This window comes from Bradyrhizobium sp. CCBAU 11386 (genome assembly GCF_028128955.1).
Taxonomy (GTDB): Bacteria; Pseudomonadota; Alphaproteobacteria; order Rhizobiales; family Xanthobacteraceae; genus Bradyrhizobium.
Genome location: NZ_LBKA01000258.1, coordinates 152133 through 176482, shown reverse-complemented (window position 1 = coordinate 176482; position 24350 = coordinate 152133). Strand labels below are relative to the sequence as shown.

The 24350-nt window shown below is 65.3% G+C and carries 13 protein-coding genes; 8 read left to right on the top strand and 5 right to left on the bottom strand.

The window, feature by feature from the left end:
* Nucleotides 1–15: 15 nt before the first annotated feature.
* Nucleotides 16–1977, bottom strand: a complete 1962-nt coding sequence (gene malQ, locus XI09_RS40185; protein ID WP_271571842.1) for a 4-alpha-glucanotransferase — start codon at nt 1975–1977, stop codon at nt 16–18.
* 210 nt (nt 1978–2187) lie between these two features.
* Between malQ and XI09_RS40180 the strand changes: the two genes are divergently transcribed.
* Genes XI09_RS40180 through treY form a run of 6 tightly spaced genes read left to right on the top strand, consistent with a single transcriptional unit; the run spans nt 2188 to nt 16198 of the window.
* Nucleotides 2188–4134 (top strand): maltotransferase domain-containing protein, encoded by a 1947-nt coding sequence (locus tag XI09_RS40180; RefSeq protein ID WP_271571841.1) that lies wholly within the window; start codon nt 2188–2190, stop codon nt 4132–4134.
* A 12-nt stretch (nt 4135–4146) separates the two neighbouring features.
* On the top strand, nt 4147–7440 hold the full coding sequence (gene treS, locus XI09_RS40175) for a maltose alpha-D-glucosyltransferase (RefSeq protein WP_271571840.1): 3294 nt from the start codon (nt 4147–4149) through the stop codon (nt 7438–7440).
* Nucleotides 7433–9580: a 1,4-alpha-glucan branching protein GlgB gene (glgB, locus tag XI09_RS40170; protein WP_271571839.1), complete on the top strand. Its 2148-nt coding sequence runs from the start codon at nt 7433–7435 to the stop codon at nt 9578–9580. Before treS ends, glgB begins: the two co-directional genes overlap by 8 nt.
* A 3-nt stretch (nt 9581–9583) precedes the next feature.
* A complete protein-coding gene (glgX, locus tag XI09_RS40165) occupies nt 9584–11662 on the top strand; it encodes a glycogen debranching protein GlgX (RefSeq protein WP_271571838.1) in 2079 nt (692 codons plus the stop codon).
* Nucleotides 11659–13410 (top strand): malto-oligosyltrehalose trehalohydrolase, encoded by a 1752-nt coding sequence (gene treZ, locus XI09_RS40160; RefSeq protein WP_271571837.1) that lies wholly within the window; start codon nt 11659–11661, stop codon nt 13408–13410. Before glgX ends, treZ begins: the two co-directional genes overlap by 4 nt.
* Before the next feature lies 1 nt (nt 13411).
* Entirely contained in the window at nt 13412–16198 is a 2787-nt protein-coding gene (gene treY / locus XI09_RS40155) for a malto-oligosyltrehalose synthase (RefSeq protein ID WP_271571836.1), read from the top strand.
* Nucleotides 16199–16201: 3 nt separating this feature from the next.
* On the opposite strand, the gene XI09_RS40150 is transcribed toward treY, so the two are convergent.
* Nucleotides 16202–16519: a polyhydroxyalkanoic acid system family protein gene (locus XI09_RS40150; protein ID WP_271571835.1), complete on the bottom strand. Its 318-nt coding sequence runs from the start codon at nt 16517–16519 to the stop codon at nt 16202–16204.
* A 181-nt stretch (nt 16520–16700) separates the two neighbouring features.
* Between XI09_RS40150 and XI09_RS40145 the strand changes: the two genes are divergently transcribed.
* Nucleotides 16701–16865, top strand: coding sequence for a DUF3309 family protein (locus XI09_RS40145; RefSeq protein WP_007595743.1), 165 nt, complete (start codon nt 16701–16703; stop codon nt 16863–16865).
* A 113-nt stretch (nt 16866–16978) separates the two neighbouring features.
* Here the strand turns inward: XI09_RS40145 and ligD are convergent, their stop codons facing one another.
* Nucleotides 16979–19645, bottom strand: a complete 2667-nt coding sequence (gene ligD, locus XI09_RS40140) for a DNA ligase D (protein ID WP_271571834.1) — start codon at nt 19643–19645, stop codon at nt 16979–16981.
* Between the two features lie 116 nt (nt 19646–19761).
* Here ligD and ku point away from each other — a divergent pair, with 116 nt between their 5' ends.
* Nucleotides 19762–20646 (top strand): non-homologous end joining protein Ku, encoded by an 885-nt coding sequence (gene ku, locus XI09_RS40135; protein WP_271571833.1) that lies wholly within the window; start codon nt 19762–19764, stop codon nt 20644–20646.
* 248 nt (nt 20647–20894) lie between these two features.
* Here ku and XI09_RS40130 read toward each other — a convergent pair whose 3' ends face one another.
* Both XI09_RS40130 and XI09_RS40125 read right to left on the bottom strand, forming a co-directional pair.
* Entirely contained in the window at nt 20895–21584 is a 690-nt protein-coding gene (locus XI09_RS40130; RefSeq protein WP_135175669.1) for a response regulator, read from the bottom strand.
* A complete protein-coding gene (locus XI09_RS40125; protein ID WP_271571832.1) occupies nt 21581–24304 on the bottom strand; it encodes a sensor histidine kinase in 2724 nt (907 codons plus the stop codon). Before XI09_RS40125 ends, XI09_RS40130 begins: the two co-directional genes overlap by 4 nt.
* Nucleotides 24305–24350: the final 46 nt, after the last annotated feature.

Genomic DNA, 24350 nt, shown 5'->3' with positions numbered 1-24350 from the left:
AAAAATCCCGGCTCCTCAACTCCCGCCGAGCAACGAACGTTCCCGCGTCGCGGCCTTCAAGGCCACGAGATCGACCCGGGATGCGATCTTGTCGAGCGCAACAGGAAGCCGCTGACGCCAGTTCGGATGCTCGTCGATCGTGCCGGGAATGTTGGGCTGGTCGATCACGCCGAGCAGGTCCTCGAGCGACACCGCGAGCAGCCGCGAGGGTGTACGCGACAGGAAGGCGAGCACCGAATAGAGATCGTTGGCGTTGATGCCGTTCTGGCGCAGTATCTCATCGAGCATGCCGAGCGCGTGCCAGCGGGCCTTGTCGTCCTCGCCGGGATCGAGCCCGAGCGACAGCTTCATCTTGAGATCGCTGAAGGAGCGCCAACCCGCATAGGTGCACAGGTCGTGCGTGTTCAGCGTCACCAGCGCGTTCGGCCGGTAATAGTCGATGTTGCGGAAGTGGCCGGCATCGTCGCGCTCGAACATCATGACGAGGTAGGACCAGATGCCGAAATCCTGCATGGTCTCGCGGAAACCTTCCGGCACCGTGCCGAGGTCCTCGCCGATCACGATGCATTTATGGGCCGTGCTCTCGCGCGCTACCGCGCCCAGCAGCGCCTCGAACGGCATCTGCACATAGGCGCCGTTGTCGGGCTTGAAGCCGCGCGGCACGAGATAAAGCCGCTTCAGCCCGAGCACGTGATCGATCCGGATGGCGCCGGCATGGCGCATCGAGGCAGCCAGCATGTCGGCGAACGGCACGAAGGATTGCGCTTCTAAGCCGCCGGCGTTGAATCCGGCCAGGCCCCAGTCCTGGCCGACCGTATTGAGCACGTCGGGCGGCGCGCCGACGGCGAGATGGCGGGAAATCGCCGTCTGCTCGTTCCAGGCATCGAAGCCGTTGGACTGCACGCCGACGGCAACGTCGAGATAGAGACCGACGCGCATGCCGAGCTGGCCGGCCAGCTCCTTGGCCGCATGCAACTGGCTATCGGCGGTCCATTGCACGAATTCGACGAACTCGACTTCGCGCTTGTCAGGCCCGTTGCGCAGCTCGGCGCATTTTGTCGCGTCCGGCTGCCGCCACTCCGGCGGCCATTCCCACCACGGCCCGGTGAAGCGATGCCGCAGCACCTCGAAGCAGGCAAAACGGGACAACAGCGGCGCGCGATCCGCGCGGAAGGCGTCGAACTGATTGCGGCGGACACCGCTCGCGCTTGTCACGAAACTGTTGAAGGCAGCGCGCAAGGCCAGCCATTTCAGCGCGGCCATATCCGCATATGGCACACGATCGCCTTCGCGCAGCCGCGCGGCGGTCGCAGCCGCGTCGGGGACGAGGTCAGCTGCAAATTCCGGGATGGCCTCGACGTCGATGTAGAGCGGATTGAGAAACAGCCGGCTGTTCGGCGAATAGGGGCTGCAATCGGCCGGGTGGTCGTCGAACAACACGTGCAGCGGATTGAGGCCGACGCCGTCGGCCCCCAGCTGTTTTGCGAGCCGAACGAGGTCGGCGAGGTCGGTGAAATCGCCGATGCCCCAGTTGCGGTCCGACCGGACGCTGTAGAGCTGCACGGCGAGCAGCCAGCCGCGGTCGAAATCACCACCGAAGGCGCGTTCGGGCGCCACGATCATCGGCACCTCTTCGGTCACGCCTTCGGCATCGGTCAACGTCAAGCGGTGATAGCCGAGCGGCAGGCCGGCGGGCCAGGCGATGACAGGCTCGCGTGTCTCGCCTCGCGCGATCACATTGCCGTTGCCGGCGATCTTCCATTGCAGCGGCGGCGCGCCGGCGGTCGCCAATTCCGTCCGCGGATGCCCCAGGGCGCGAACCACCACCGGCCCACTGACGAAGCGATAAACCCGCTTCTCCGGCAGGGCGTCGAGGATGGATTTGAGGGCCACGGGATCGGTGACCCGCAGCTTTCCGAGGGCGTCGACGAATTCGGACTGAACACCCTTGATCTGGGCTTGAGCTAAAAGATCCATTCGGCACGCAGCTTGCAGGCCATTGTTTGGGTTTGGCCGGGGGCATTGATTTTAGCGAGGTGGCGGAAGACGTTAGTTAGGGGTAACTCACAAACCGGGCCTGCCGTTCCCAGGGGGAACTAATGACACACAAGCGGCTTTCTATATAGGTATCAAGCGTAGGTTCCCGACAAGGGAAACGGGCCCTGCTTTCTTGTCAATGGCATCACCGTGAACAAGACAATTCAAACTGTCGAGAGTGCCGCAGCCGGCAGCGCTTTCCTCATCGAAGACGTCTATCCCTTGATTGACGGCGGCCGTTTCGCCGTGAAGCGGATCGCGGGCGAGCGCGTCGAGGTGTGGGCCGACATCTACCGCGACGGCGAGGCCGTGATCGGCGCCGCGCTGATCTGGCGTCGCGAGCAGGACCGGGAATGGCGGAGCGAGCCGATGATCCATCACGGCGATGACCGTTGGTCCGGCGCGTTCACGCCCGTCGAGCCCGGCCAATATGTCTACGCCATCGAAGCCTGGACCGACGAGTTCGCGACCTGGTCTCACGCGGTCGCGCGCAAGCAGCTGTCCGGCGCCGATGTCAGCCTCGACGCCATCGAGGGCGCCGGGCTCCTGACCAAGGCGCATGGCGCGCGGCAAGGCGCCGCGGCGGTGATCGTCAGACAATGCGAGGACTATCTTCAGACCGGCGAAGTCACCCCGCTGCTTTCAACCGAGCTCGGCAACGCCATGGCCGAGAGCCAGTCGCGACCCGACCTCACCCGCTCGCCGCCCTTCCCGCTGATCGCGGACCGCGGCGAGGCACGCTTTGGCGCCTGGTATCAGATGATGCCGCGCAGCCAGAGCCGGATCCCCGGCCGGCACGGCACGCTACGCGACTGCATCGCGCGCGTGCCCGATATCGCCGCGATGGGCTTTGACGTGCTCTACTTCACGCCGGTCCACCCGATCGGGCATGACAGGCGCAAGGGCCGCAACAACTCACCGGTCGCCACCGAGGGCGAACCCGGCTCGCCCTATGCGATCGGCGCCGCCGAGGGCGGACACGACGCGCTGCATCCCGAGCTCGGCACCATCGAGGATTTCCGCGCGCTGGTTGCGACCTGCCTGGAATATGGCCTCGAGCTCGCGCTCGATTTCGCCGTGCAATGCGCGCCGGACCATCCCTGGCTGACGCAGCATCCGGAATGGTTCAAGTGGCGGCCCGACCGTTCGGTGCGGACGGCGGATGGCCCCTATTCGGACATCGTCATCCCCGATTTCGCCTCCGTCGACCGGGCCGGGCTGTGGAATGCGTTCCGCGACGCCATGCTGTTCTGGATCGACCATGGTGTCACCATGTTCGCCATCGACAATCACGACACCGCGCCGCTTCCGTTCTGGGAGTGGCTGATCCGCGACATCCGCCGCCGGCATCCCGAGGTGATCCTGTTCTCCAAGACATTTGCACGACCGAAGCTGATGAAAGGCCTCGCCAAGCTCGGCTTCGCGCAGTCCTTCACCTATTTCCCCTGGCGCACCTCAAGGTGGGAGCTGGAGCAATATCTCGGCGAGCTGACGCGTTATCCCGAGCGCGACTTCTATCGCCCGAACCTGTTCGTGAACACGCCCGACCTGCTGCCCTATCATCTCCAGAGCGGCGAAGCCTGGGCCTTCAAGTCGCGGCTCGCGCTGGCCGCGACGCTGTCGGGCAATTACGGAATCTATAGCGGCTTTGAATTGCTCGAGCACGAAGCCGTCCCCGGCCACGAGGAATATCTCGATTCCGAGAAGTACCAGATCAAGCAGCGCGACTGGGACAAGCAAGGCAACATCAAGCCTTACATCACCGGGCTCAACCGCATCCGCAACGACAATGCGGCGCTCCAGCAGACGGCGAACTTGCGGTTTCTCGGCATCGAGGACGGCGAGACAATCGCCTTCGTCAAGGAAGCGACCGACCCGGCCAACACCGTCGTCGCCGCCATCGCACTCTCGCGCCATGTGCGCGAATTCTGGTTGCCGCTCGGCGACCTCACCATCGACGTCGGCGGCGAGCGCCGCCACGTCACTGCACTCGAAAACCTCCTCACCGGCGAACAGTCCCGCATCGAATGGGGCGGGATCAGGTTGCGTATCGATCCCGACCGCGATCCGGCGCTGCTGTTCCGCTGCCTGGCGTAAGGGCTCAACGCCATGAATGTTCTGTCCTCCGTCGACACCAAGAAGGCCGATGCTGCCGAGATCGTGGATGAGCTCTGGTACAAGGACGCCGTCATCTACCAGCTCCACGTCAAGGCGTTTGCGGACAGCAACCATGACGGCATCGGCGACTTCGCCGGCCTGACCGAGAAGCTGCCCTATCTCCAGGAGCTCGGCGTCACCGCGCTGTGGCTGCTGCCGTTCTATCCTTCGCCCGGGCGCGACGACGGCTACGACATCGCGGACTACGGCTCGGTCAATCCCGATTTCGGGACGATGAAGGACTTCAAGCGCTTCATCCAGGAAGCGCAGAAGCGCGGCTTGCGCGTCATCACCGAGCTCGTCGTCAACCACACCTCGGACCAGCACAAATGGTTCAAGCGTGCGCGCCGCAGCCATCCGGGCTCGAGCGCCCGCAACTGGTATGTCTGGAGCGACACCGACCAGAAATACCAGGGCACGCGCATCATCTTCACCGACACGGAGAAGTCGAACTGGACCTGGGATCACGAGGCCGGCGCCTTCTACTGGCACCGCTTCTTCTCGCACCAGCCGGACCTCAATTTCGACAATCCGCGCGTGGTCAGCGCCCTCATCCAGGTGATGAAGCGCTGGCTGGACGCCGGCGTCGACGGCTTCCGGCTGGATGCCATTCCCTATCTCTGCGAGCGCGAGGGCACCTCGAACGAGAACCTCCCGGAGACGCATGCGATCATCAAGCGCCTGCGCCAGGAATTGGATTCCTACTCCAAGGGCAAGCTGCTGCTGGCCGAGGCCAATCAATGGCCGGAGGACGTGCAGGAATATTTCGGCCGTGGCGACGAGTGCCACATGGCCTACCACTTCCCGCTGATGCCGCGCATCTACATGGCGATCGCGCAGGAGGACCGCTTCCCGATCACCGACATCCTGCGCCAGACGCCGGACATTCCGGCAAGCTGCCAATGGGCGCTGTTCCTGCGCAACCACGACGAGCTGACGCTGGAAATGGTCACCGACGTCGAGCGCGACTATCTCTGGACCACCTACGCCAACGACCCGCGCGCCCGCATCAATGTCGGCATCCGCCGGCGCCTCGCGCCGCTGATGGACAACGACCGCCGCAAGATCGAGCTGATGAACTCGCTCCTGCTGTCGTTCCCCGGCACGCCGATCATCTATTACGGCGACGAGATCGGCATGGGCGACAACATCTATCTCGGCGACCGCAACGGCGTGCGCACGCCGATGCAATGGAGCCCGGACCGCAACGGCGGCTTCTCGCGCTGCGACCCGGCCCGTCTCTATGCGCCGCTGATCATGGATCCGGTCTACGGCTATGAATCGGTGAACGTGGAGGCGCAGTCGCGCAGCCTGTCGTCGCTGCTCAGCGCCACCAAGCGGCTGATCTCGGTGCGCAAGTCGACGCTCGCCTTCGGCCGCGGCACCATGACCTTCATCCGCCCCGCCAACCGCGCCGTGCTGGCCTATGTCCGGCAATATCGCGACGAGGTGATCCTCTGCGTTGCCAACCTCTCGCGGGCAGCGCAGGCGACCGAGCTCGATCTGTCGCCGTGGAAGGACCGCATCCCGCAGGAGATGCTCGGCCGCACCCGCTTCCCGGCGATCGGCGAGCTGCCCTACATGATCACGCTGGGGCCGTACGGCTTCTACTGGTTCCAGCTCATGGAGCGCGACAAGTCCGCGCCGGTGACGCCGCGCGCCGTGCCGGAATTCGAAACACTGGTGGTGCCGGTCAACTCGACCTGGGTGTCGCTCGCCCGCGAGCGCGGCGTGTTCGAGCGCGACGTGCTGCCGGGATTCTTGTCGCGGACGCGGTGGTATCCCGAACACAATCCCAAGCACATCAAGCCGACGCTGACCTCGGCGGTGCCGTTCTGCGACATCGGCGACAACCGGCCCTGGATCGCGTTCTTCGAAGCGACACAGCACGACGTCGCCACGCGCTATGTCGTGCCGATGCAGATCGAGTGGGTGCGCTTCGACCGCGAGCGCTTCAATCCGAAGGCGCTCGCCGCCGTGCGCCAGGGTGCGCGCGAAGGCACGCTGCTCGACGTCGCGACCGATCAGATCTTCATCGGCCTGTTCCTGCGCAACCTGTCGCAGAACCTGGTGGTGGAAGAGAACAATCTGCGGCTCGAGTTCAAGGCGACCAGCCGGTTCGCCGATTATACCATCAAGGAGCCCGAACGCATCCGCGCGATCGAGCAGTCGAACAGCACCGCGCTGGTCGACAACCAATACGTCGCCAAGATCTATCGCCAGCTCGAAGGAGGCACCAATCCCGAGATCGAGATCGGCCACTACCTCACCGAGATCGCCCGCTTTGCCAATACGCCGGCGCTGCTCGGCAGCGTCGAACTGGTCGAGGGCGATCAGCGCAGCGCATTCGGCGTACTGCACGCCTATGTCGAGAACCAGGGCGACGGCTGGGCGGTGACCACGGGCTATCTCGACCGCTATATCGACGAGCAGCGCGTCTTGTCGGCGGGCGAAGCGCCGCGCGAGACCCAGGAGCAGGCGCCCTACCTGCACTTCATCGCGCAGATCGGCCGGCGCCTCGCCGAGCTGCATGTCGCGCTGGCCGCGGCAACGCCCGATGAACTCGCTCCGGAGCCCATCGGCTCCGCCCACGTCAAGCACTGGGTCTCCGACCTCAAGGCACGCGCCGAGCGGGTTTTCGAGCGACTGGCCGACAGCCGCGACGGCCTGCGGGAAGCGGACCGGCCGCTGATCGACCAGCTCACGGCAGTGCGCCCGAGCCTGCCCGACCGCCTGAATGCGCTCTTGCCATCCGACATCGACGGGTTGAACATCCGTCATCATGGCGACTTCCGGCTCGGGCAAATTCTGATCGTGAAGGACGATATTTTCATCATCGACTTCGACGGCGATCCGCGTCTGCCGCTGGCCGACAAGCGGCGCAAGGCGCCCGCCGCCCGCGACGTCGCCGGCCTGATCCGCTCGATCGATCTTTCGGTTAACGCGGCGCTTGACCGAGCCCTTTCAGGAGGTACCGACGAGCAGAGCCGGCTTGTAGCCGCGCTCGGCGAATGGCGCGCGCGCGCCGCCACCACCTTCCTGTCCGCCTATCGCGAGACCATGACCGATCGGCGGCTGTGGCCGGAAGCTCCGCAGTCCGCGGAAGGCCTGTTAACGTTTTTCCTGCTTGATCAAGCGTTCGACGAAGTAGAGTACGAGCTGTCCCACCGGCCTGAGGGGCTCCATGCGCCGCTGACCGGACTGCTTCGCATTCTGTCCAATGCCGAGAGCGAAGCCCATGCCTAAACTACCAGCCGAGGCCTACGCGATCATCGAGGGCCGCCACTCCGACCCCTTCCACTATCTCGGGCTGCATCCCGAGGGCGGCAAGAGCGTGGTGCGCGCGTTTCTGCCCGAGGCCTCCAATGTCGAGGCGGTCGGCGAGCACGGCGAGGTCGCTCGGCTCGACCGTGTCCACGACGCAGGCCTGTTCGTCGGCGCCTTGCCGAACGGCTCGAAGCACTACCAGCTGCGCGCCAAATTCGGCGACAGCGTCGTCGAGTTCGAGGACGCCTACCGCTTTCCGCCGATCCTGACCGATTTCGACCTCTATCTGCTCGGCGAAGGCACCCATCAGCGCCTCTACGACAAGCTCGGCGCGCATCCGATGCGGCTCGAAGGCATCGACGGCATCGGCTTCGTCGTGCTGGCGCCGAATGCGCGTCGCGTGTCGGTGGTCGGCGACTTCAATTTCTGGGACGGTCGGCGCCATCCCATGCGGGTGCGCGGTGCCGGCTATTGGGAATTGTTCATTCCGCATGCGAAGAACGGCGATCACTACAAGTTCGAGGTCATCGGTCCGCATGGCCATCTGCTGCCGCTGAAATCCGATCCGCTGGCGTTTGCGAGCGAGGTGCGGCCGAAGACGGCCTCCATCGTGTTCGACGAGGCGCACCTGCCGCGTCCGCGCCCGGCGCCTGATGGCATCAATGCGCTGTCGGCGCCGATGTCGATCTACGAGGTCCATCTCGGCTCGTGGCGGCGCAAGGGCGATAATGAATGGCTCACCTACCGTGAGCTGGCCGAGCAGCTGCCGGCCTATGCCCGCGACATGGGGTTTACCCATCTCGAATTCCTCCCCGTCAGCGAGCACCCGTTCGACGGCTCCTGGGGCTATCAGCCGACCGGCCTCTATGCACCGACCAGCCGGTTCGGCACGCCGGAGGATTTTGCCGCGCTGGTCGACGCCTGCCATCGCGAAGGCGTCGCCGTGCTGCTCGACTGGGTGCCCGGTCACTTCCCGGACGATCCGCACGGGCTCGGCAGCTTCGACGGCACCTCGCTCTACGAGCATGCCAACCCGCTCCAGGGCCGGCACCTCGACTGGGGCACGCTGATCTACAATTACGGCCGCACCGAAGTGACGAACTTCCTGGTGTCGAACGCGCTGTTCTGGCTGGAGCGCTACGCGATCGACGGCCTGCGTGTCGATGCCGTCGCGTCCATGCTCTATCTCGACTACAGCCGTCCGCCCGGCGCCTGGATTCCGAACCAGTATGGCGGACGGGAGAACATCGAGGCGATCGCGTTCCTGCGCCGCTTCAACACCGAACTGTTCGCCCGCTTTCCGCAGGCGACCACGGCGGCAGAAGAATCCACGGCGTGGCCGCAGGTCTCGCGCCCGGTCGAATTCGGCGGGCTCGGCTTCGGCTACAAGTGGAACATGGGCTGGATGCACGACACGCTGAACTACATCAGCAAGGATCCAATTCACCGCAAGCATCATCACGGCGAGATCCTGTTCGGCCTGCACTATGCCTTCTCGGAAAATTTCATCCTGCCGCTGTCGCATGACGAGGTCGTGCACGGCAAGCGCTCGATCCTCGGCCGCATGCCCGGCGACGAATGGCAGCGCTTTGCGAATCTGCGCGCCTATTACAGCTTCATGTTCGGCCATCCCGGCAAGAAGCTGCTGTTCATGGGCGCCGAGATCGCGCAAAGCCGCGAATGGAATCACGACCAGTCACTCGACTGGCACCTGCTCGAATACAAGTATCATTCCGGCATCCAGGCGCTGATCCGCGATCTCAACCGGCTCTATCGCGCGGTGCCGGCGCTGCACCAGATGGACTGCGACCAGGCCGGTTTCGAATGGCTGATCACCGATGACGCCAACCGCAACGTGTTCGCCTGGCTGCGCAAGGGGATCGACGAGCACGCGCGCTGTCTGGTGATCGTCAACTTCTCCCCCAACGTCTATCGCAACTATCGCGTTCGCGTGCCCTTTGCCGGCAAGTGGAAAGAGGTGTTCAACTCGGACTCCGCCCATTATGGCGGCAGCAATGTCGGGAACATCGGCGAGGTTCATGCCGTTGGCGGCAAGACGCCCGAACTCCGCCTCACCATCCCGCCGCTCGCCGCGATCTTCCTCGTTCCGGAAAGCTGACCGATGCGCCTGACTGCTGGATCGCCCGCACGCCTCGGCGCAAGCTGGGACGGACGCGGCACCAACTTCGCGCTGTTCTCGGCCAACGCACAGAAGGTCGAGCTCTGCCTGTTCGACACGCAGGGCCGCCGCGAGCTCGAGCGCATCGAATTGCCGGAAAGGACCGAGGACGTCTGGCACGGCTATCTCAACGACGTCTCGCCGGGCCAGCTCTATGGCTATCGCGTGCACGGGCCCTACGAGCCCGAGCACGGCCACCGCTTCAACGCCAACAAGCTGCTGCTCGATCCCTATGCCAAGCGGCTCGCCGGACGGCTGGTCTGGAGCGATGCGCATTTCGCCTACCGCACCGGCAGCCCGCGCGAGGACCTGTCCTTCGACCGGCGCGACAATGCGCGCGGCATGCCCAAGGCCGTCGTGGTCGACGAGACCTTCAACTGGGGCCGGCGCGAGATCCGCCCCAACATCGCCTGGGAAGACACCATCATCTACGAGGCGCACGTCAAGGGCCTGACGCAGAAGCGCGACGACGTCCCGCCGAATTTGCGCGGCACCTATGGCGGCCTATCCTCGCCGGCGATGATCGAGCATCTGAAGAGGCTCGGCGTCACCACGATCGAGCTGCTGCCGATCCACAGCTTCGTCGACGACCGCATATTGGTCGAGAAGAAGCTCGCCAATTACTGGGGCTACAACACGCTGTCCTTCTTCGCACCCGAGGCGCGCTACGCCCAGGACAACGCGCTCGACTCCTTCCGCACCACGGTCGCGCGCCTGCATGATGCCGGCATCGAGGTGATGCTCGACGTCGTCTACAATCACACCGCCGAGGGCAACCACCTCGGCCCGACGCTGTGCTATCGCGGCATCGACAACGCCTCCTATTACTGGCTGAACCGCGAGAACCCGCGCTATTACGACGATTTCACCGGCTGCGGCTCGTCGGTGAACCTCACCCGTCCGCGCGTGCTGCAAATGGTGATGGATTCCTTGCGCTACTGGGTCGAAGTCTGTCATGTCGACGGCTTCCGCTTCGATCTCGCCACCACGCTCGCACGCGGGCCGAATGGTTTTGATCGCGGCATCTCGTTCCTGACCGCGATCCGGCAGGATCCGGTGCTGGCAGCCGTCAAGCTCGTCGCCGAGCCCTGGGACCTCGGCCTCGGCGGCTACCAGGTCGGCGCGTTCCCCTCGCAATGGTCGGAGTGGAACGACCGCTATCGCAGCGCCATGCGCCGCTATTGGAGCGGCGAAGGCAGCCTGATCGGCGACATCTCCAGCCGCATGACGGCATCATCCGACCTGTTCAACCACGACGGCCGGCGGCCGCGCGCCAGCATCAACCACATCACCGTGCATGACGGTTTCACGCTGGCCGACCTCTTCAGCTACAACGAGAAGCACAACGAAGCCAATGGCGAGGACAATCGCGACGGCTCCAACGACAACCACAGCAACAATTGCGGTGTCGAAGGGCCGACCGACGATCCCGGGATTCTCGGCTTGCGCCGCCAGCTTCGCAAGAACGTGCTCGCCTGCCTGATGCTGGCACAGGGCGTTCCCCTGCTTCTCGCCGGCGACGAGGTCGGCAATTCGCAATCCGGCAACAACAACGCCTATTGCCAGGACAACGAGGTCGGCTGGGTCGGCTGGGGCAATCTCGGCAAGGACGGCGACGACATGGTCGATTTCGTCGCCGATCTCGCCGACATCCGCCGCCGCTTCTCGCAGCTTCGCAGCCATCGCTGGCTCGACGGCCGCCCCAAGGACGGCCTGTCTTACGGCGCATTGTGGCTGACGCCCGCCGGAGAGGAGATGACGGAGAACGACTGGAAATTCCCGGAAGGGCGGTTCCTCTCCTATGTGATGGGGCCGATGGAACCGGGCGGGGCCGCGATCTTTATCGTACTGAACGCCGCCCCCGAAGAAATCGCATTCAAATTGCCCAAGATGACCGAATACAAGAGCTGGCAGCAGATCCTCAACACGACCGATGCCAAGCTGAACACGATCGACTTCCCGCCAGGGAGCGACAGCAAGGCGCCGCCGCGCTCCGTGCTCGCCTTCGCGGGGGCGCTATGAGGCCATCCTTCGGCGCGAGGCCGACGAAGGACGGCGTGTCGTTCCGCCTGTGGGCTCCCGGCGCACGACGCGTCGATCTCCTGCTCGACCGAAGGCACGCGATGCAGCGCCGGCAGGACGGCTGGTATGTGGCTGAGATCGCCGGCCTGACCGCCGGCAGTCCCTACAAGTTCAGGATCGACGACGAGATCGACGTGCCCGATCCGGCCTCCGCCTTCCAGCCCGAGGACGTGTTCGGCCCGAGCGAGGTGATCGATCATGACGCCTTCGCCTGGCGCGCGCGCGACTGGCGTGGCCGTCCATGGGAAGAGACGGTGCTGATCGAGAGCCATGTCGGCACCTTCACGCGGGAGGGCACCTACCGCGCCATGATCGACAGGCTCGATCATCTCACAGCAACCGGCATCACGGCGCTTGAACTGATGCCGCTGGCCGATTTCGCCGGCCGCCGTGGCTGGGGCTATGACGGCGTGTTGTGGTATGCGCCCGACAGCGCCTATGGCCGTCCCGAGGACCTGAAGACGCTGATCGACGAGGCGCATCTGCGCGGGCTGATGGTGTTTCTCGACGTCGTCTACAATCATTTCGGCCCCGAAGGGAATTACCTCGGCCGCTATGCACCGAGCTTCTTCACCGACGCGCACACGCCCTGGGGCAGCGCCATCGACTATCGCGTGCCGCAGGCGCGGGCCTTTGCGGTCGAGAATGCGCTGTCCTGGCTCAGCGACTATCGTTTCGACGGCCTGCGGCTCGATGCCGCCAACCACATCATGGCAATGCCCGGCGAGCAGTCGATGCTGCAAGACCTCAGCGTCGCCGCCGGCGAGCTGGCCAAGGCCACGGGACGGCACATCCACCTCGTGCTGGAGAACGGCGACAACCGCGCCAGCCTGCTCGACGCCGCGCAGGAGCCGCCGAACGGCAAATATCGCGCGCAATGGAACGACGACTATCACCACGTCTGGCATGTGATGCTCACCGGCGAGCTCGCCGGTTATTACGCCGACTACCAGACGCCGCGGATGGATCTCGCACGCGCGCTCGCCTCGGGCTTCGTCTACCAGGGCGAGATCTCGGAGTTCTGGGGCAAGAAGCCGCGCGGCGAGCCGAGCCGCGAGCTGCCGCCGGCGACCTTCGTCAACTTCCTGCAAAACCACGACCAGATCGGCAACCGTCCGCTCGGCGACCGGCTCGAGAGCCTGGCATCACCGCGGCAGATCGAAGCCGCGCTCGCGGTCACGCTGCTGGCGCCGATGGTGCCGATGCTGTTTCAGGGCGAGGAATGGGGCTCGAAGGTCCCCTTCCCGTTCTTTTGCGACTTCCAGGGCGGGCTGGCCGACACCGTGCGCAAGGGACGCAGGCAGGAATATGCCTGGGCCTACGAGAAATACGGCGACGGGGTGCCCGACCCGCTGGATCCGGCAACACCATTGTCAGCCGTGCTCGATTGGAGCGACCGCACGCCGGAGCAGGATGCACGACTTGAGCTGGTGCGTGACCTGCTCGCGCTCCGCCGCAAGGAGATCATGCCGCGGCTGGCCGGCGCGAGCTTCGGCGACGCCGAGGCGGCCGATAGCGGCCTGCTCCGTGCGCATTGGCGCATGGGCGACGGCACGACGCTGCGCCTCGTCGCCAATCTCTCGGATCACGAGATCATGTCCACCGACAGCGCGGGCACGCCGATCTGGGGCGGCGCGGCCGGCGATCGGCTTCCGCCCTGGTCGGTGGTCTGGCGCCTCGGAGGTTGACATGCCTCCGGCCATTCCTCTCGCGACCTACCGGCTTCAGCTCACCGCCGATTTCGACTTCGACAAGGCTGCCGCGGTGGTGCCTTATCTCAAATCGCTCGGAATCACGCACCTCTATACCTCGCCGGTGATGAAGGCGCGCAAGGGCTCGACGCACGGCTACGACACCGTCGATCACAGCCAGTTCAATCCGGAGCTCGGCGGCGAGGCCGGCTTTGCGCGGCTGAGCGAGGCTCTCAGGCAGAACGACCTCGGCCTCATCATCGACTTCGTGCCGAACCATGTCGGCGTGCATTTTGCCGACAATCCCTGGTGGCTGGACGTGCTGGAATGGGGACCGACCTCGCCGCACGCGGTCGCCTTCGATATCGACTGGGATCTGCTGCCCCACCGCGCCCGCGGCGGCGTGCTGCTGCCGATCCTCGGTTCGTCCTATGGCGAGGCGCTGGAGCGCGGCGACATCGAGCTGCGCTACGATGCCGGGGAAGGCAGCCTGTCTGCCTGGTATTTCGAGCACCGCCTCCCGATCGCCCCGGAGCGCTATGGCGAAATGCTGCGGATTTTCGTGAAGGAAGCCGATGCCGCCGAGACGGAGGCCGGCAAGCGCCTGCTTTCGCTCGCGGCGCGCTACACCGGGCTGCGCCGCCCCAACCGCAAGGAAGCCCCTGGCTTCAAGGCGGAGCTGAAGGAGATTGCGGGCGCGGCCGACATCATCGCGCGCGGTCTCTCCGCCTATCGTGCGGCCAAGGATCGTCCGGCGCAGACGCTGGCGCTGCATCATCTGCTGGAACGGCAGCACTACAAGCTCGGCCACTGGCGGCTCGCCTCCAGCGACATCAACTACCGCCGCTTCTTCGACGTCAACGGGCTCGCCGGACTGCGTGTCGAGGACCCCGGCACATTCGCTGCCACGCACCGGCTGGTGAAACAGCTCGTTGCCGACGGCAAGCTGCACGGCATCCGTCTCGATCACATCGACGGCCTGCGCGATCCCGCCCAGTACTGCCAGCGGCTGCGCCGGCTGGTGCGCGACGCACAAGGAAACACCAAGCCGTTCTACACCGTGATCGAAAAGATCCTGTGCGAGCACGAGCGCCTGCCGCATTTCGCCGGCGTCCAGGGCACCACCGGCTATGAGTGGATGAACGTCATCACGCAAGTGCTGGTCGACGCCAAGGGGCTGGAAGCGCTGGACGAGACCTGGCGGCAAGTCAGCAATCGCCCACCGCGGCTTGCACCTTACGTCAAGGAGGCCAAGCGGCGGGTGCTGGAGACGCTGCTCACCAGCGAATTCATCGTGCTGACGCGCCTGCTCGCGCGCATCGCCAACGGGCATTACTCGACCCGCGACTTCTCGGCCGACAGCCTGCGGCAGGCGCTCGAGCTCTACGTGCTGCATTTCCCGGTCTATCGCACCTATCTCACGACAAGCGCGCCAGCCGCGCACGATCGCAAGCTGATCGACGACACCATCGTGCGTGCCCGTGCAGAGTGGTTCGCCGCCGACGAGGGCATTTTCGACTTCCTGCGCGATGCCCTGACCATGGACCTGCTCAAGCCAGGCCGGCCCCCGCACAGCGCCCCACGCGTGCGCCGCTTCGCGCTGAAGGTGCAGCAGTTCACCGGGCCGGTGATGGCGAAATCGCTGGAGGACACCGCGTTCTACCAATTCCACCGGCTGCTTGCGCTGAACGAGGTCGGCGGCGATCCCGCGAGCACCGGCCTCGCCATTCCCGCCTTCCACGAGGCCATGCGAGCGCGCGCCAGGGAGTGGCCGCAGGGGATGACGGCAAGCGCCACCCACGACACCAAGCGCGGCGAGGACGCCCGCGCCAGGATCGCAGCGATCAGCGAAATTCCCGGCGAATGGACCAGCGCGGTTTCACGCTGGAAAGTGCTGAACGCGCCGCACCTCGCGCTCCACGGCAATCTGCGCGCGCCATCGGCGACATTCGAATACATGCTCTACCAGACCCTGCTTGGCGCCTGGCCGCTCCAGGAGGCGATCGATGCTGGTTTCGTCGAGCGTATCCAGGCCTACGCGCTGAAGGCCGCGCGCGAGGGCAAGGAAGAGACGAGCTGGCTCAATCCCCACGAGATCTACGAGACCGGACTACGAGACTTCGTCGCGAAGATCCTCGATCCTGCGCAGTCGGGCGAATTCCTGGAGGCGCTGCAAACCCTGGCGCGCCGCGTCGCACTGCTCGGCGCGTTGAACTCGCTGAGCCAGCTCACCCTCAAGGCAACGCTGCCGGGCATCCCGGACTTCTACCAGGGCACCGAATTCTGGGATCTGTCGCTGGTCGATCCCGACAACCGCCGTCCGGTGGATTTTTCCGGGCGGGATACGGCGCTGGGTTCGCTATCCGGTCCGGACTGGAGCAGCCTGATCAAGGCCTGGCCGGATGGCCGCATCAAGCTGGCCTGGACGCGGCACCTCCTCAAGCTGCGCAACGAGCTCGCCGGCGTTTTTGCGCAAGGCGACTACCAGTCGCTGGAGGTCCATGGCGCGCACGCCGATCATGTGATCGCTTTCGCCCGTCGCCGCGACCGCACTGCGGCAATTGTGGTGGTTGGGCGGCTGTTCGCGCCATTCACGCAAGGCGGCCGGGAATGGCCCGCACTCGAAGGTTTTGACGCCACCATCGACATCACCGGCTACACCGCGCCGGGACTTGCGGGCAACGAACTGCCGGTCGTGCAGGCTTTCCGCGATTTTCCTGCGGCCGTCATCGAGGCCCGCACAGCGGGCGCCATCAGGTCTGCGCGGCAGCGCGTGCGCGCCTGAAAATCACTTTCCCTCGTCCTTGGTCAGCAGCAACTGCCCGCGCTTGCGGATGGTCGCCTGCGCCATCTCGGCAAAGCGCTGCAACAGCCAGGGCAGCACGACTTGCACCTTGACCTGGTCGTCGGCGACGTCGACCTGGCCGGTGGCAATCTGCCCGAGCGCGCGGATGCGAAAACTCATGCTGTCGCCGCTCCAGCGCTCCTCCTCGACCTGAATCACGGGAATGCTCGCCGCCGCGCGGCCAAGCCCGGTCTTGAGACGGCGCACCGCCTCCTCGCGGCCGAGACGATGCGGAATTGAAACGACAAGCGGTGCTGACATGGCCTTGCCCTGCGCTGATTGACTCTCGCTTCATCATGCCGGCCCGAGCGGCAAAGGTTCCAAGCGGGTCGGACCCATAGCCACGTTTCACAACTGGAACTTTAAAACCTGCGGCAAGTTGCCATCGCATCACGGGACAGGTGCAAGCGACCCTTTCGACAAAGGGCCGGAGGAGATTAGCATGTCTATCGGTACGATTATTCTGATCATTTTGGTCATCGCGCTGCTCGGCGGCTTCAGCGGCATCGGCGGCGGACCGTTCTACGGCACCGGTTATTACGGCGGCGGCGGCCTCGGGCTCGTCATCGTCATTCTGCTGATCCTGCTGCTGCTGGGACGGATCTAGCCAAGTCGGTCATTCCGGGGCGCGCGCAAGCGCGAACCCGGAATCTCGCGCCGCAAACCTCTGGATTCCGGGTCTGCGCTTCGCGCAGCCCGGAATGACGCTTACAGGAGCGACTACTTCATCTTCCCCGCGAGCTTCTTCATCGCGGCCTTGATCGACGCGGCCGCATCGTCATAGCCCTCCCATGCTTTCGAGCGCGCCAGCAGGCCTGGCACCGTCCGCACCGTATACCGCCTCGGATCGAGATCGCCCGTCACCTGCGCCCAGGTTACCGGCATCGACACGGTCGCGCCGTCGCGGGCGCGGGGCGATAGCGGCGCCACCGCCGTCGACAGGCGGTCATTGCGCAGGTAATCGAGAAAGATCTTTCCGTTGCGCAGCTTCTTGGACATGTTGAGCAGATAGCGCTCGGGATCGTCATCCGCCATCCACTGGCAGACACCTTGCGCGAACGCCTTGGCCTCCTTCCAGCTCACCTTGTCGCGCGCGCCGTGGTGCAGCGGCACCACCACGTGAATGCCCTTGCCGCCGGTGGTCTTGCAGAAGCTCTCCATGCCGACGTCAGTGAGCCGCTGCCGCATCTCCTTGGCCGCCTCGACGACGTCGGCGAAATCGACATCCGGCGCGGGGTCGAGATCGAATACCAACCGGCCCGGCGTGTCATAGGCATCAGGCGCGCAATTCCAGGGATGCAGCTCGAGGCCGCCGATCTGCGCGACCGCGGCAAGTCCCTCGACGCGATCGATCTGCAAATACGGCTTGCGATCGCCGGAAACCTTGGCGAGCTCGAGCAGGTTCGAGGTGCCCTGCATGGCATGGCGCTGGAAGAATGTCTCGCCGCCGATGCCGTCGGGCGCGCGCAGGATCGAGCAGGGGCGGCCTTTCAGGTGCGCGATCATCCAGCCGCCGACCGCCTCGAAATAGCGCGCCAGATCAAGCTTCGTAACTCCCTCGCCGTCGCCGCCATCCGGCCACAGCTCCTTGTCCGGCTTCGAGATCGTGACGCCCATGACCTCGGCGGCGCCGGCATCTTTCTTCTTTGCGGGCTTCACCGGAGCGCGCTTTCCGGCGGAAGGCCTGGCGAGCTCGGTATCGGCGGGCGTTTCCGCCTCGACCTCCTCGGCCGGCTTGTCCTGCCGCAGCCCCTTGAAAGCGGCCTGACGAATGTTGCCGTCGGCGGTGAAGCCGGCGAACTCGATTTCGGCGACGAGTTCAGGCTTCAGCCAGTGCACGTCCCGCGTCTTCTTCGGCGCGTTCTTGCCGCCGAACGGGTTGTCGTTCGACGCCGCCTCCTTCAGGAGCGGCATGATGCGCTTGACCTTGTCGGCGCCGAAACCGGTGCCGACGATGCCGACGAAGACGAGGTGATCGCCGCGATACACGCCGGCCATCAGCGAGCGGAATTTTCCCGCCGTCGTCTTCCAGCCGCCGATCACGACCTCATGGCCGGCCCGGCATTTTGCCTTGGTCCAGCTCTCCGTCCGTCCCGATCGGTACGGCGCGTCCAGCTTCTTCGACACCACGCCTTCAAGCTCGAGCTTGCAGGCCGATTGCAGCACGGCGTCGCCGCCGCTCTCGAAATGCTCGACATAGCGGATCTGGCTCGATTTCCGCTTGCGCTGCTCCAGCAGTTCCTTAAGCCGCGCCTTGCGCTCCCCGAGCGGAAGGCGACGATAGTCGCGGCCTTCAGCGAACAGGAGATCGAAGGCAAAGAAGATCAGGTCCTCGGTCTTGCCATCCGACAGCGCGGCCTGGAGCGAGGAGAAGTTCGGCGCGCCGTTGTGGTCGAGCGCGACGATCTCGCCGTCGATCATGGCCTCCGGCAGCGCGTTCGCCTCCTTCGCGATGGAGGCGAACTTGTCGGTCCAGTCGAGACCCTTGCGAGTCTTCAGCGTCGCCTTGCCGCCCTCGATGCGAAGCTGCACGCGGTAGCCGTCGAACTTGATCTCGTGGCACCAGGCGTCGCCGGCCGGCGGACGCTCGACCGGCGTGCAGAGCTGCGGCGCGACGAAATCCGGCATCTCCGAGACCGTTTTGGCATTCGTCGCGGTCGTGGCTCTCTTCCTTGGCGCCTTGCCGGCCTTCAACGCCGCGCGTGGCGCCGGCGCGACGGTCCGCCCCTTCGTCTCCTCGACGCGGTTGGACTGCCACACCGCATCGGCCTTGCTCTTGGCACCCTTCGCCAGCATGAACGGCTTTGGCGCGCGGCCCTTGCCTTCGGCGATCTGCGCCATTGCGCGGCCAGAGGCGACCGACTTGTCCTCGGCAAGGATGTCTTCGCCCTCGCTTGCATATTCGTCGCGATGCTTGATCAGCAGCCAGTTGGTGCGCTTGCCGCCATCGCGATCGTTGCGCATGCGGACCAGCACCCAGCTTCCGTGCAGCTTTTCGCCGTGCAGCGTGAACTTCAGGTCGCCCTTCTTGAAGCCGCGCTCGGGGTCCTCGGCCTCCCAGGTGCCGCGGTCCCACAGCATGACCGTGCCGCCGCCATATTGGCCTTCCGGAATGGTTCCTTCGAAATCGCCATAGTCGAGCGGATGGTCCTCGACCTCGACCGCCAGCCGCTTGTCATGCGGATCGAGCGAGGGCCCCTTCGTCACCGCCCAGGACTTGAACACGCCATCGAACTCGAGCCGGAAATCGTAGTGCAGCCGGGTGGCATCGTGCTTCTGGATCACGAAGCGTCGCTGCTTCGAGGAGGCTACCGCCGCCTCGCCGGAGGGCTCAGGGGTCTTCTCGAAGTCCCGCTTCTGTCGATAGGTGGAGAGTTTTCGCAGCACGACCGGTCCCGCATCTCTTTCGGCTTCAAGCCTATCACGGCAAAAGTCCCACCCGGAACCAAAACCCGACGGGCCGGTTGGAGTTCCAAAATGCCTTGAAAACGCTGGAGAATGGAATGGCCCCCCGCGCCTATTGGAAGGGAACGTTGAAGCTGTCGCTGGTCAGTTGCCCGGTCGTGCTCTATCCCGCAACGACCGCCGCCGAGAAGACCCGGTTTCACATGATCAACCGCGAGACCGGCAATCGCCTCAAGCAGCAAATGATCGATTCGGAAACCGGCGACGTCGTCGAGGATGGCGAGAAGGTCCGCGGCTACGAGCTGCGCAAGGGCAAATATGTCGAGGTCGAGAAGGAAGAGCTCGAGGCGGTCCAGATCGAGAGCAACCACACCATCGACATCGAGAGCTTCGTCCCCCGGGACGAGATCGACAGGCGCTACCTCAACCACCCCTATTACGTCGCCCCTGACGGCAAGGCCGCGCTCGACGCCTTCGCCGTGATCCGCGATGCCATGAAGGACGAGGAACGCGTGGCGCTCGCAAAAATCGTGCTTACCAACCGCGAGCACATCATCGCGATCGAGCCGCTCGGCAAGGGTCTGCTCGGCACCACGCTGCGCTACCCTTATGAGCTCCGCGACGAGGACCAGTTCTTCGACGACATCAAGAGCCCGAAGATCACCAAGGACATGGTCGAGCTCGCCGGTCACATCCTGCACACCAAGGCTGCGCATTTCGATCCGAGCAAGTTCAAGGACGAGTACGAGACCGCGCTGAAGGCCCTGGTGAAGCGGAAGGCGGGCGGCAAGACAATCGAGCTGCCGGAGCCGGAGGAGCGGCCGAGCAATGTCGTCAGCCTGATGGATGCGCTGAAGCAGAGCCTGAAGGGGCGCGGCGGGAAAAAGACGGCGGCGAAGTCCCATGCGCGCCGAGCGACGGGACGACAACGAGCCGCCAGGAAGACGCACCGGTCGCCGGCGCGGCATCGCAAGGCGGGCTGACTTTGCTCCGTCGTTGCGAGCGTAGCGAAGCAATCCAGAATCCCTCCGCGGAGATAATCTGGATTGCTTCGCTGCGCTCGCAATGACGATGCGGAAACAGGCTCGCGCCACAACCTCAGTCGCCATGGCCGGGCTTGACCCGGGTATCCACGTCTCTCCTCGCGAGCGGAAGCGCGTGGATGGCCGGGTCAAGCCCGGCCATGACGAGTGTAGCTCAAGCCAGCGCTCGATGCTGACGACGCGACCGCCTAATCCCCCGCCTTCAGCCGGTACCCGATCCCCGTCTCCGTCAGTACATATTGCGGACGTTCCGGATCGGCTTCGATCTTCTGGCGGAGCTGGCGGACATAGACGCGCAGATATTGCGCATCGGTCAGCTCGTCCCAGAGCTCCTTGAGCAGGAAGCGGTGGGTCAGCACCTTGCCGGCGTGCTGGACCAGCACGCGCAGGAGATCGTACTCCTTCGGCGACAGCTTGACCTCGCGCTCGCCGACCTTGACGATGCGGCGGACGAGATCGACGGAGAGATCGCCGGTGCGAAACACCGGGCGCTCGCCCTGGACCTGGAGCTGGTGCCGCAGCGCGGCGCGCAGGCGCGCCAGGAGTTCGTCCATGCCGAACGGCTTGGTCAGGTAGTCGTCGGCGCCGAGATCGAGCGCCTGCACCTTGCCCGCTTCGTCGCCCCGGCTCGACAGCACCACGATCGGCACAGCCTCGTTGCGGGCCCGGATGGTGCGGAGCAGCTCGTGCCCCTGGATGTCGGGCAGGCCGAGATCGAGGATGATCAGGGCAGGCTCCTCAGTGAGCTTCTCCAGCGCAATCTTGCCGTTTGACGCTTCCAGTATCTCATAGCCCTGCGTCGTCAGCCCCATCCGCAGCAATTTGCGGATCGGTGGTTCGTCGTCGATGACCAGAACCTTGATCGGGGCGGCACTCATGCGGCGGTATCCAATGCGTGGGTCTGCGCCGGAACGGGCAGACGGATGGTGATGACCGCGCCGCTCCGGTCGCTGCGGTTGGCGGCCGAGATCGTGCCATGCATTGCCTCGACGAAGCCACGGGAAATGGCGAGCCCGAGCCCGGTGCCGGGACGGACGTGATCGCCCTTCTGCACGCGATAGAACTTGTCGAACACGCTCTCGACCTCGTCCGGCGGAATACCGCTGCCCTCGTCAGCGATTTGGAGCACCACTTGATCTCGCTCGCGCTGGCTCTTGATGGAGATAGTCGTCTCTGCCGGCGAATACTTCGCGGCGTTGTCGAGGAGGTTGAACAGCACCTGCTCGAACAGCACCGCGTCGAGCTGGAGCATCGGCAGATCGGCGGCCAACACCAGCTCCACCTTGTGTGCGGTGAGGATCTTGGCTGCCCGACGGAGCGCGCTGCCGACGATCTCGCCGAGATCGTGCAGCGCCGTGTTGGGCACGATGGCGCCGGATTCGAGTTTCGTCATGTCGAGCAGATTGGCGATGAAACGGTTGAGCCGCTCGGATTCGTCGATCACGGTCGCCAGCAGGTCGCGCTTCTCGGTGTCGGACAAGGCGCCGGCCAGATCACGCATGGTGGAGGCCGCCCCCAACACGGAGGCGAGCGGCGTCTTCAGATCATGCGAGATCGAGGTCAGCAGCGCCGAGCGCAATCGCTCGGACTCGACGGTGCGCTTGACGCGGTCCATGTCCTCGACCAGCAGCACGCGCTCGATCGCGAGCGCGCCCTGGTCGACCAGCGCATCCAGCAGCCGGCGCTGGTCCGGCGTCAGCAGCGGCCCGGTGCGGTCGTTGTCGATGCCGATCACGCCGATCGGGCCGCGCCCGGTGCGCATCGGCAGGAACAGCCGCTTCGCGCCCGGCAGCGTGTCCGAGCCGCGGCCGGCCGGGCGATCGTTGCTCCAGGCCCAGTTGGCGGCGGCAAGGTCCGCCTGATCGAGCTGGTCCTCCGGCGGATAGCCGGACTTCACCGTCAGCAGCCCGTCCTCCGGCAGCAGCAGCACCACACGGACCTTCAGCATCAGCGCGATCTGATAGGCGGTCGCCCACAAGACGTCGTCGAGCGTTGCCGTGCCGGCGAGCTTCCGGCTGAACGCATAGAGCTGCTCGGTGGTCCTGATGCGGCCGATCGCGGCATCGGCCTGCGTCCGCACGCGTGCGGCGACGTTGGAAACGATCATCGCCACCACCATGAACAGCACGAAGGCGGCGACGTTGGTCGGGTCGGTGATCGTGAAGGTGTAGATCGGCGGCAGGAAGAAGAAATTATAAGACAGCGAGGCCGCGACGGTGGCAAGCAGCGATGGCCAAAGGCCATAGCGGACCGCGACCGCCACCACCGCCGTGAGCAGCACGAGGTCAACGTTCTCGATGCCGAACCGGGGCTGGATCAGCTCGGCGGCGCCGAGACCGATCAGCACGATGCCGAGCGCCTTCAGATACGGCAGCGGGACGAACGGCTCCGTCCGCGCCGCGGTCTGCACCGCGGTCTTGGGCGCCGCCTCACCAGGCACATCGTCGCCGGCGATGACATGAACCGTGATATTGCCGGCACGGCGCACCAGGTCATGCACGACGGAGCCACGCGTGATCTCGAACCAGCGCGAGCGCGTCGACTTGCCGATCACGATCTGGGTGACGTTGTTGCCTTGTGCGAAATTGACGACGTCGTCGGCGATGCGCCGGCCGACGGCGGGAATGGTCAAGGCTTCGCCACCGAGCGATTCCGCAAGCCGCAGCGTGTCCGCGAGCCGGTCCCGCTCGTCGTCGGACAATTGCAGGGAGCGCCGGGTCTCGATCGAGATCGCGGTGAACGGCGCATGCAGACGGTCGGCGAGCCGCTTGGTGTAACGCACGAGCCCGGCGGCGCGCGGGTCCTCGCTGACGCAGACGAGAATGCGCTCGCCCGCGGCCCAGGGGCCGGCGATGGCGTTCGCCTGCATGTGGGTGAGGAGCTGCTCGTCGACCCGTTCGGCAGTGCGGCGCAGCGCCAGTTCGCGCAGCGCGGTGAGATTGCCCGGCGAGAAGTAATGCTCCAGCGCCCGCTCGGCCTGCTTCGGGACGTAGACCTTGCCCTCCCTCAGCCGCTGGATCAGATCGTCGGGCGTGAGGTCGATCAGCTCGATCGCATCGGCGCGGTCGAAGATCGAATCCGGCACCGTCTCGCGCACCCGGACATGGGTGATCTGGGCGACGACGTCGTTCAGGCTTTCGATATGCTGGATGTTGACGGCGGTGTAGACGTCGATGCCGTGGGAGAGCAGCTCTTCGACGTCGAGATAGCGCTTGGGATGCCGGCTGCCGGCGGCGTTGGTGTGGGCGAGCTCGTCGACCAGCGCGATTTGCGGCCGTCGTGCGATCACGGCGTCGAGGTCCATCTCCTCGATCGTCTGGCCGCGGTAGTCGAGCCTCTTGCGCGGGACGACTTCGAGCCCCCGCACCAGCACCTCGGTTTCGGCACGGCCGTGGGTCTCGACGAAGCCGACCACGACGTCGATGCCGGCCTTGCGCTTGGCATGGGCGCTTTGCAGCATCTCGTAGGTCTTGCCGACGCCGGGGGCGGCGCCGACGAAAATCTTCAGCTTGCCGCTCGCGCTTTCCTCCCGGCGCGCTGTTTCCAGCAGCGCCTCGGGGGACGGACGTTGTTCGGGATCGCGGCGCTCTCGGACCATCAGGGCGGCTTGTTCATCCGTTGCATTCTCCGCCAGTCACTTCGCC

Excerpts from the sequence above, each read along its gene's own strand:
- ku (WP_271571833.1), top strand. The coding sequence starts at position 19,762 with ATGGCCCCCCGCGCCTATTGGAAGGGAACGTTGAAGCTGTCGCTGGTC.
- XI09_RS40145 (WP_007595743.1), top strand. The coding sequence starts at position 16,701 with ATGTCTATCGGTACGATTATTCTGATCATTTTGGTCATCGCGCTGCTC.
- treS (WP_271571840.1), top strand. The coding sequence starts at position 4,147 with ATGAATGTTCTGTCCTCCGTCGACACCAAGAAGGCCGATGCTGCCGAG.
- treZ (WP_271571837.1), top strand. The coding sequence starts at position 11,659 with ATGAGGCCATCCTTCGGCGCGAGGCCGACGAAGGACGGCGTGTCGTTC.
- treY (WP_271571836.1), top strand. The coding sequence starts at position 13,412 with ATGCCTCCGGCCATTCCTCTCGCGACCTACCGGCTTCAGCTCACCGCC.
- XI09_RS40150 (WP_271571835.1), bottom strand. The coding sequence starts at position 16,519 with ATGTCAGCACCGCTTGTCGTTTCAATTCCGCATCGTCTCGGCCGCGAG.
- glgB (WP_271571839.1), top strand. The coding sequence starts at position 7,433 with ATGCCTAAACTACCAGCCGAGGCCTACGCGATCATCGAGGGCCGCCAC.
- malQ (WP_271571842.1), bottom strand. The coding sequence starts at position 1,977 with ATGGATCTTTTAGCTCAAGCCCAGATCAAGGGTGTTCAGTCCGAATTC.
- XI09_RS40125 (WP_271571832.1), bottom strand. The coding sequence starts at position 24,304 with ATGGTCCGAGAGCGCCGCGATCCCGAACAACGTCCGTCCCCCGAGGCG.
- XI09_RS40130 (WP_135175669.1), bottom strand. The coding sequence starts at position 21,584 with ATGAGTGCCGCCCCGATCAAGGTTCTGGTCATCGACGACGAACCACCG.
- glgX (WP_271571838.1), top strand. The coding sequence starts at position 9,584 with ATGCGCCTGACTGCTGGATCGCCCGCACGCCTCGGCGCAAGCTGGGAC.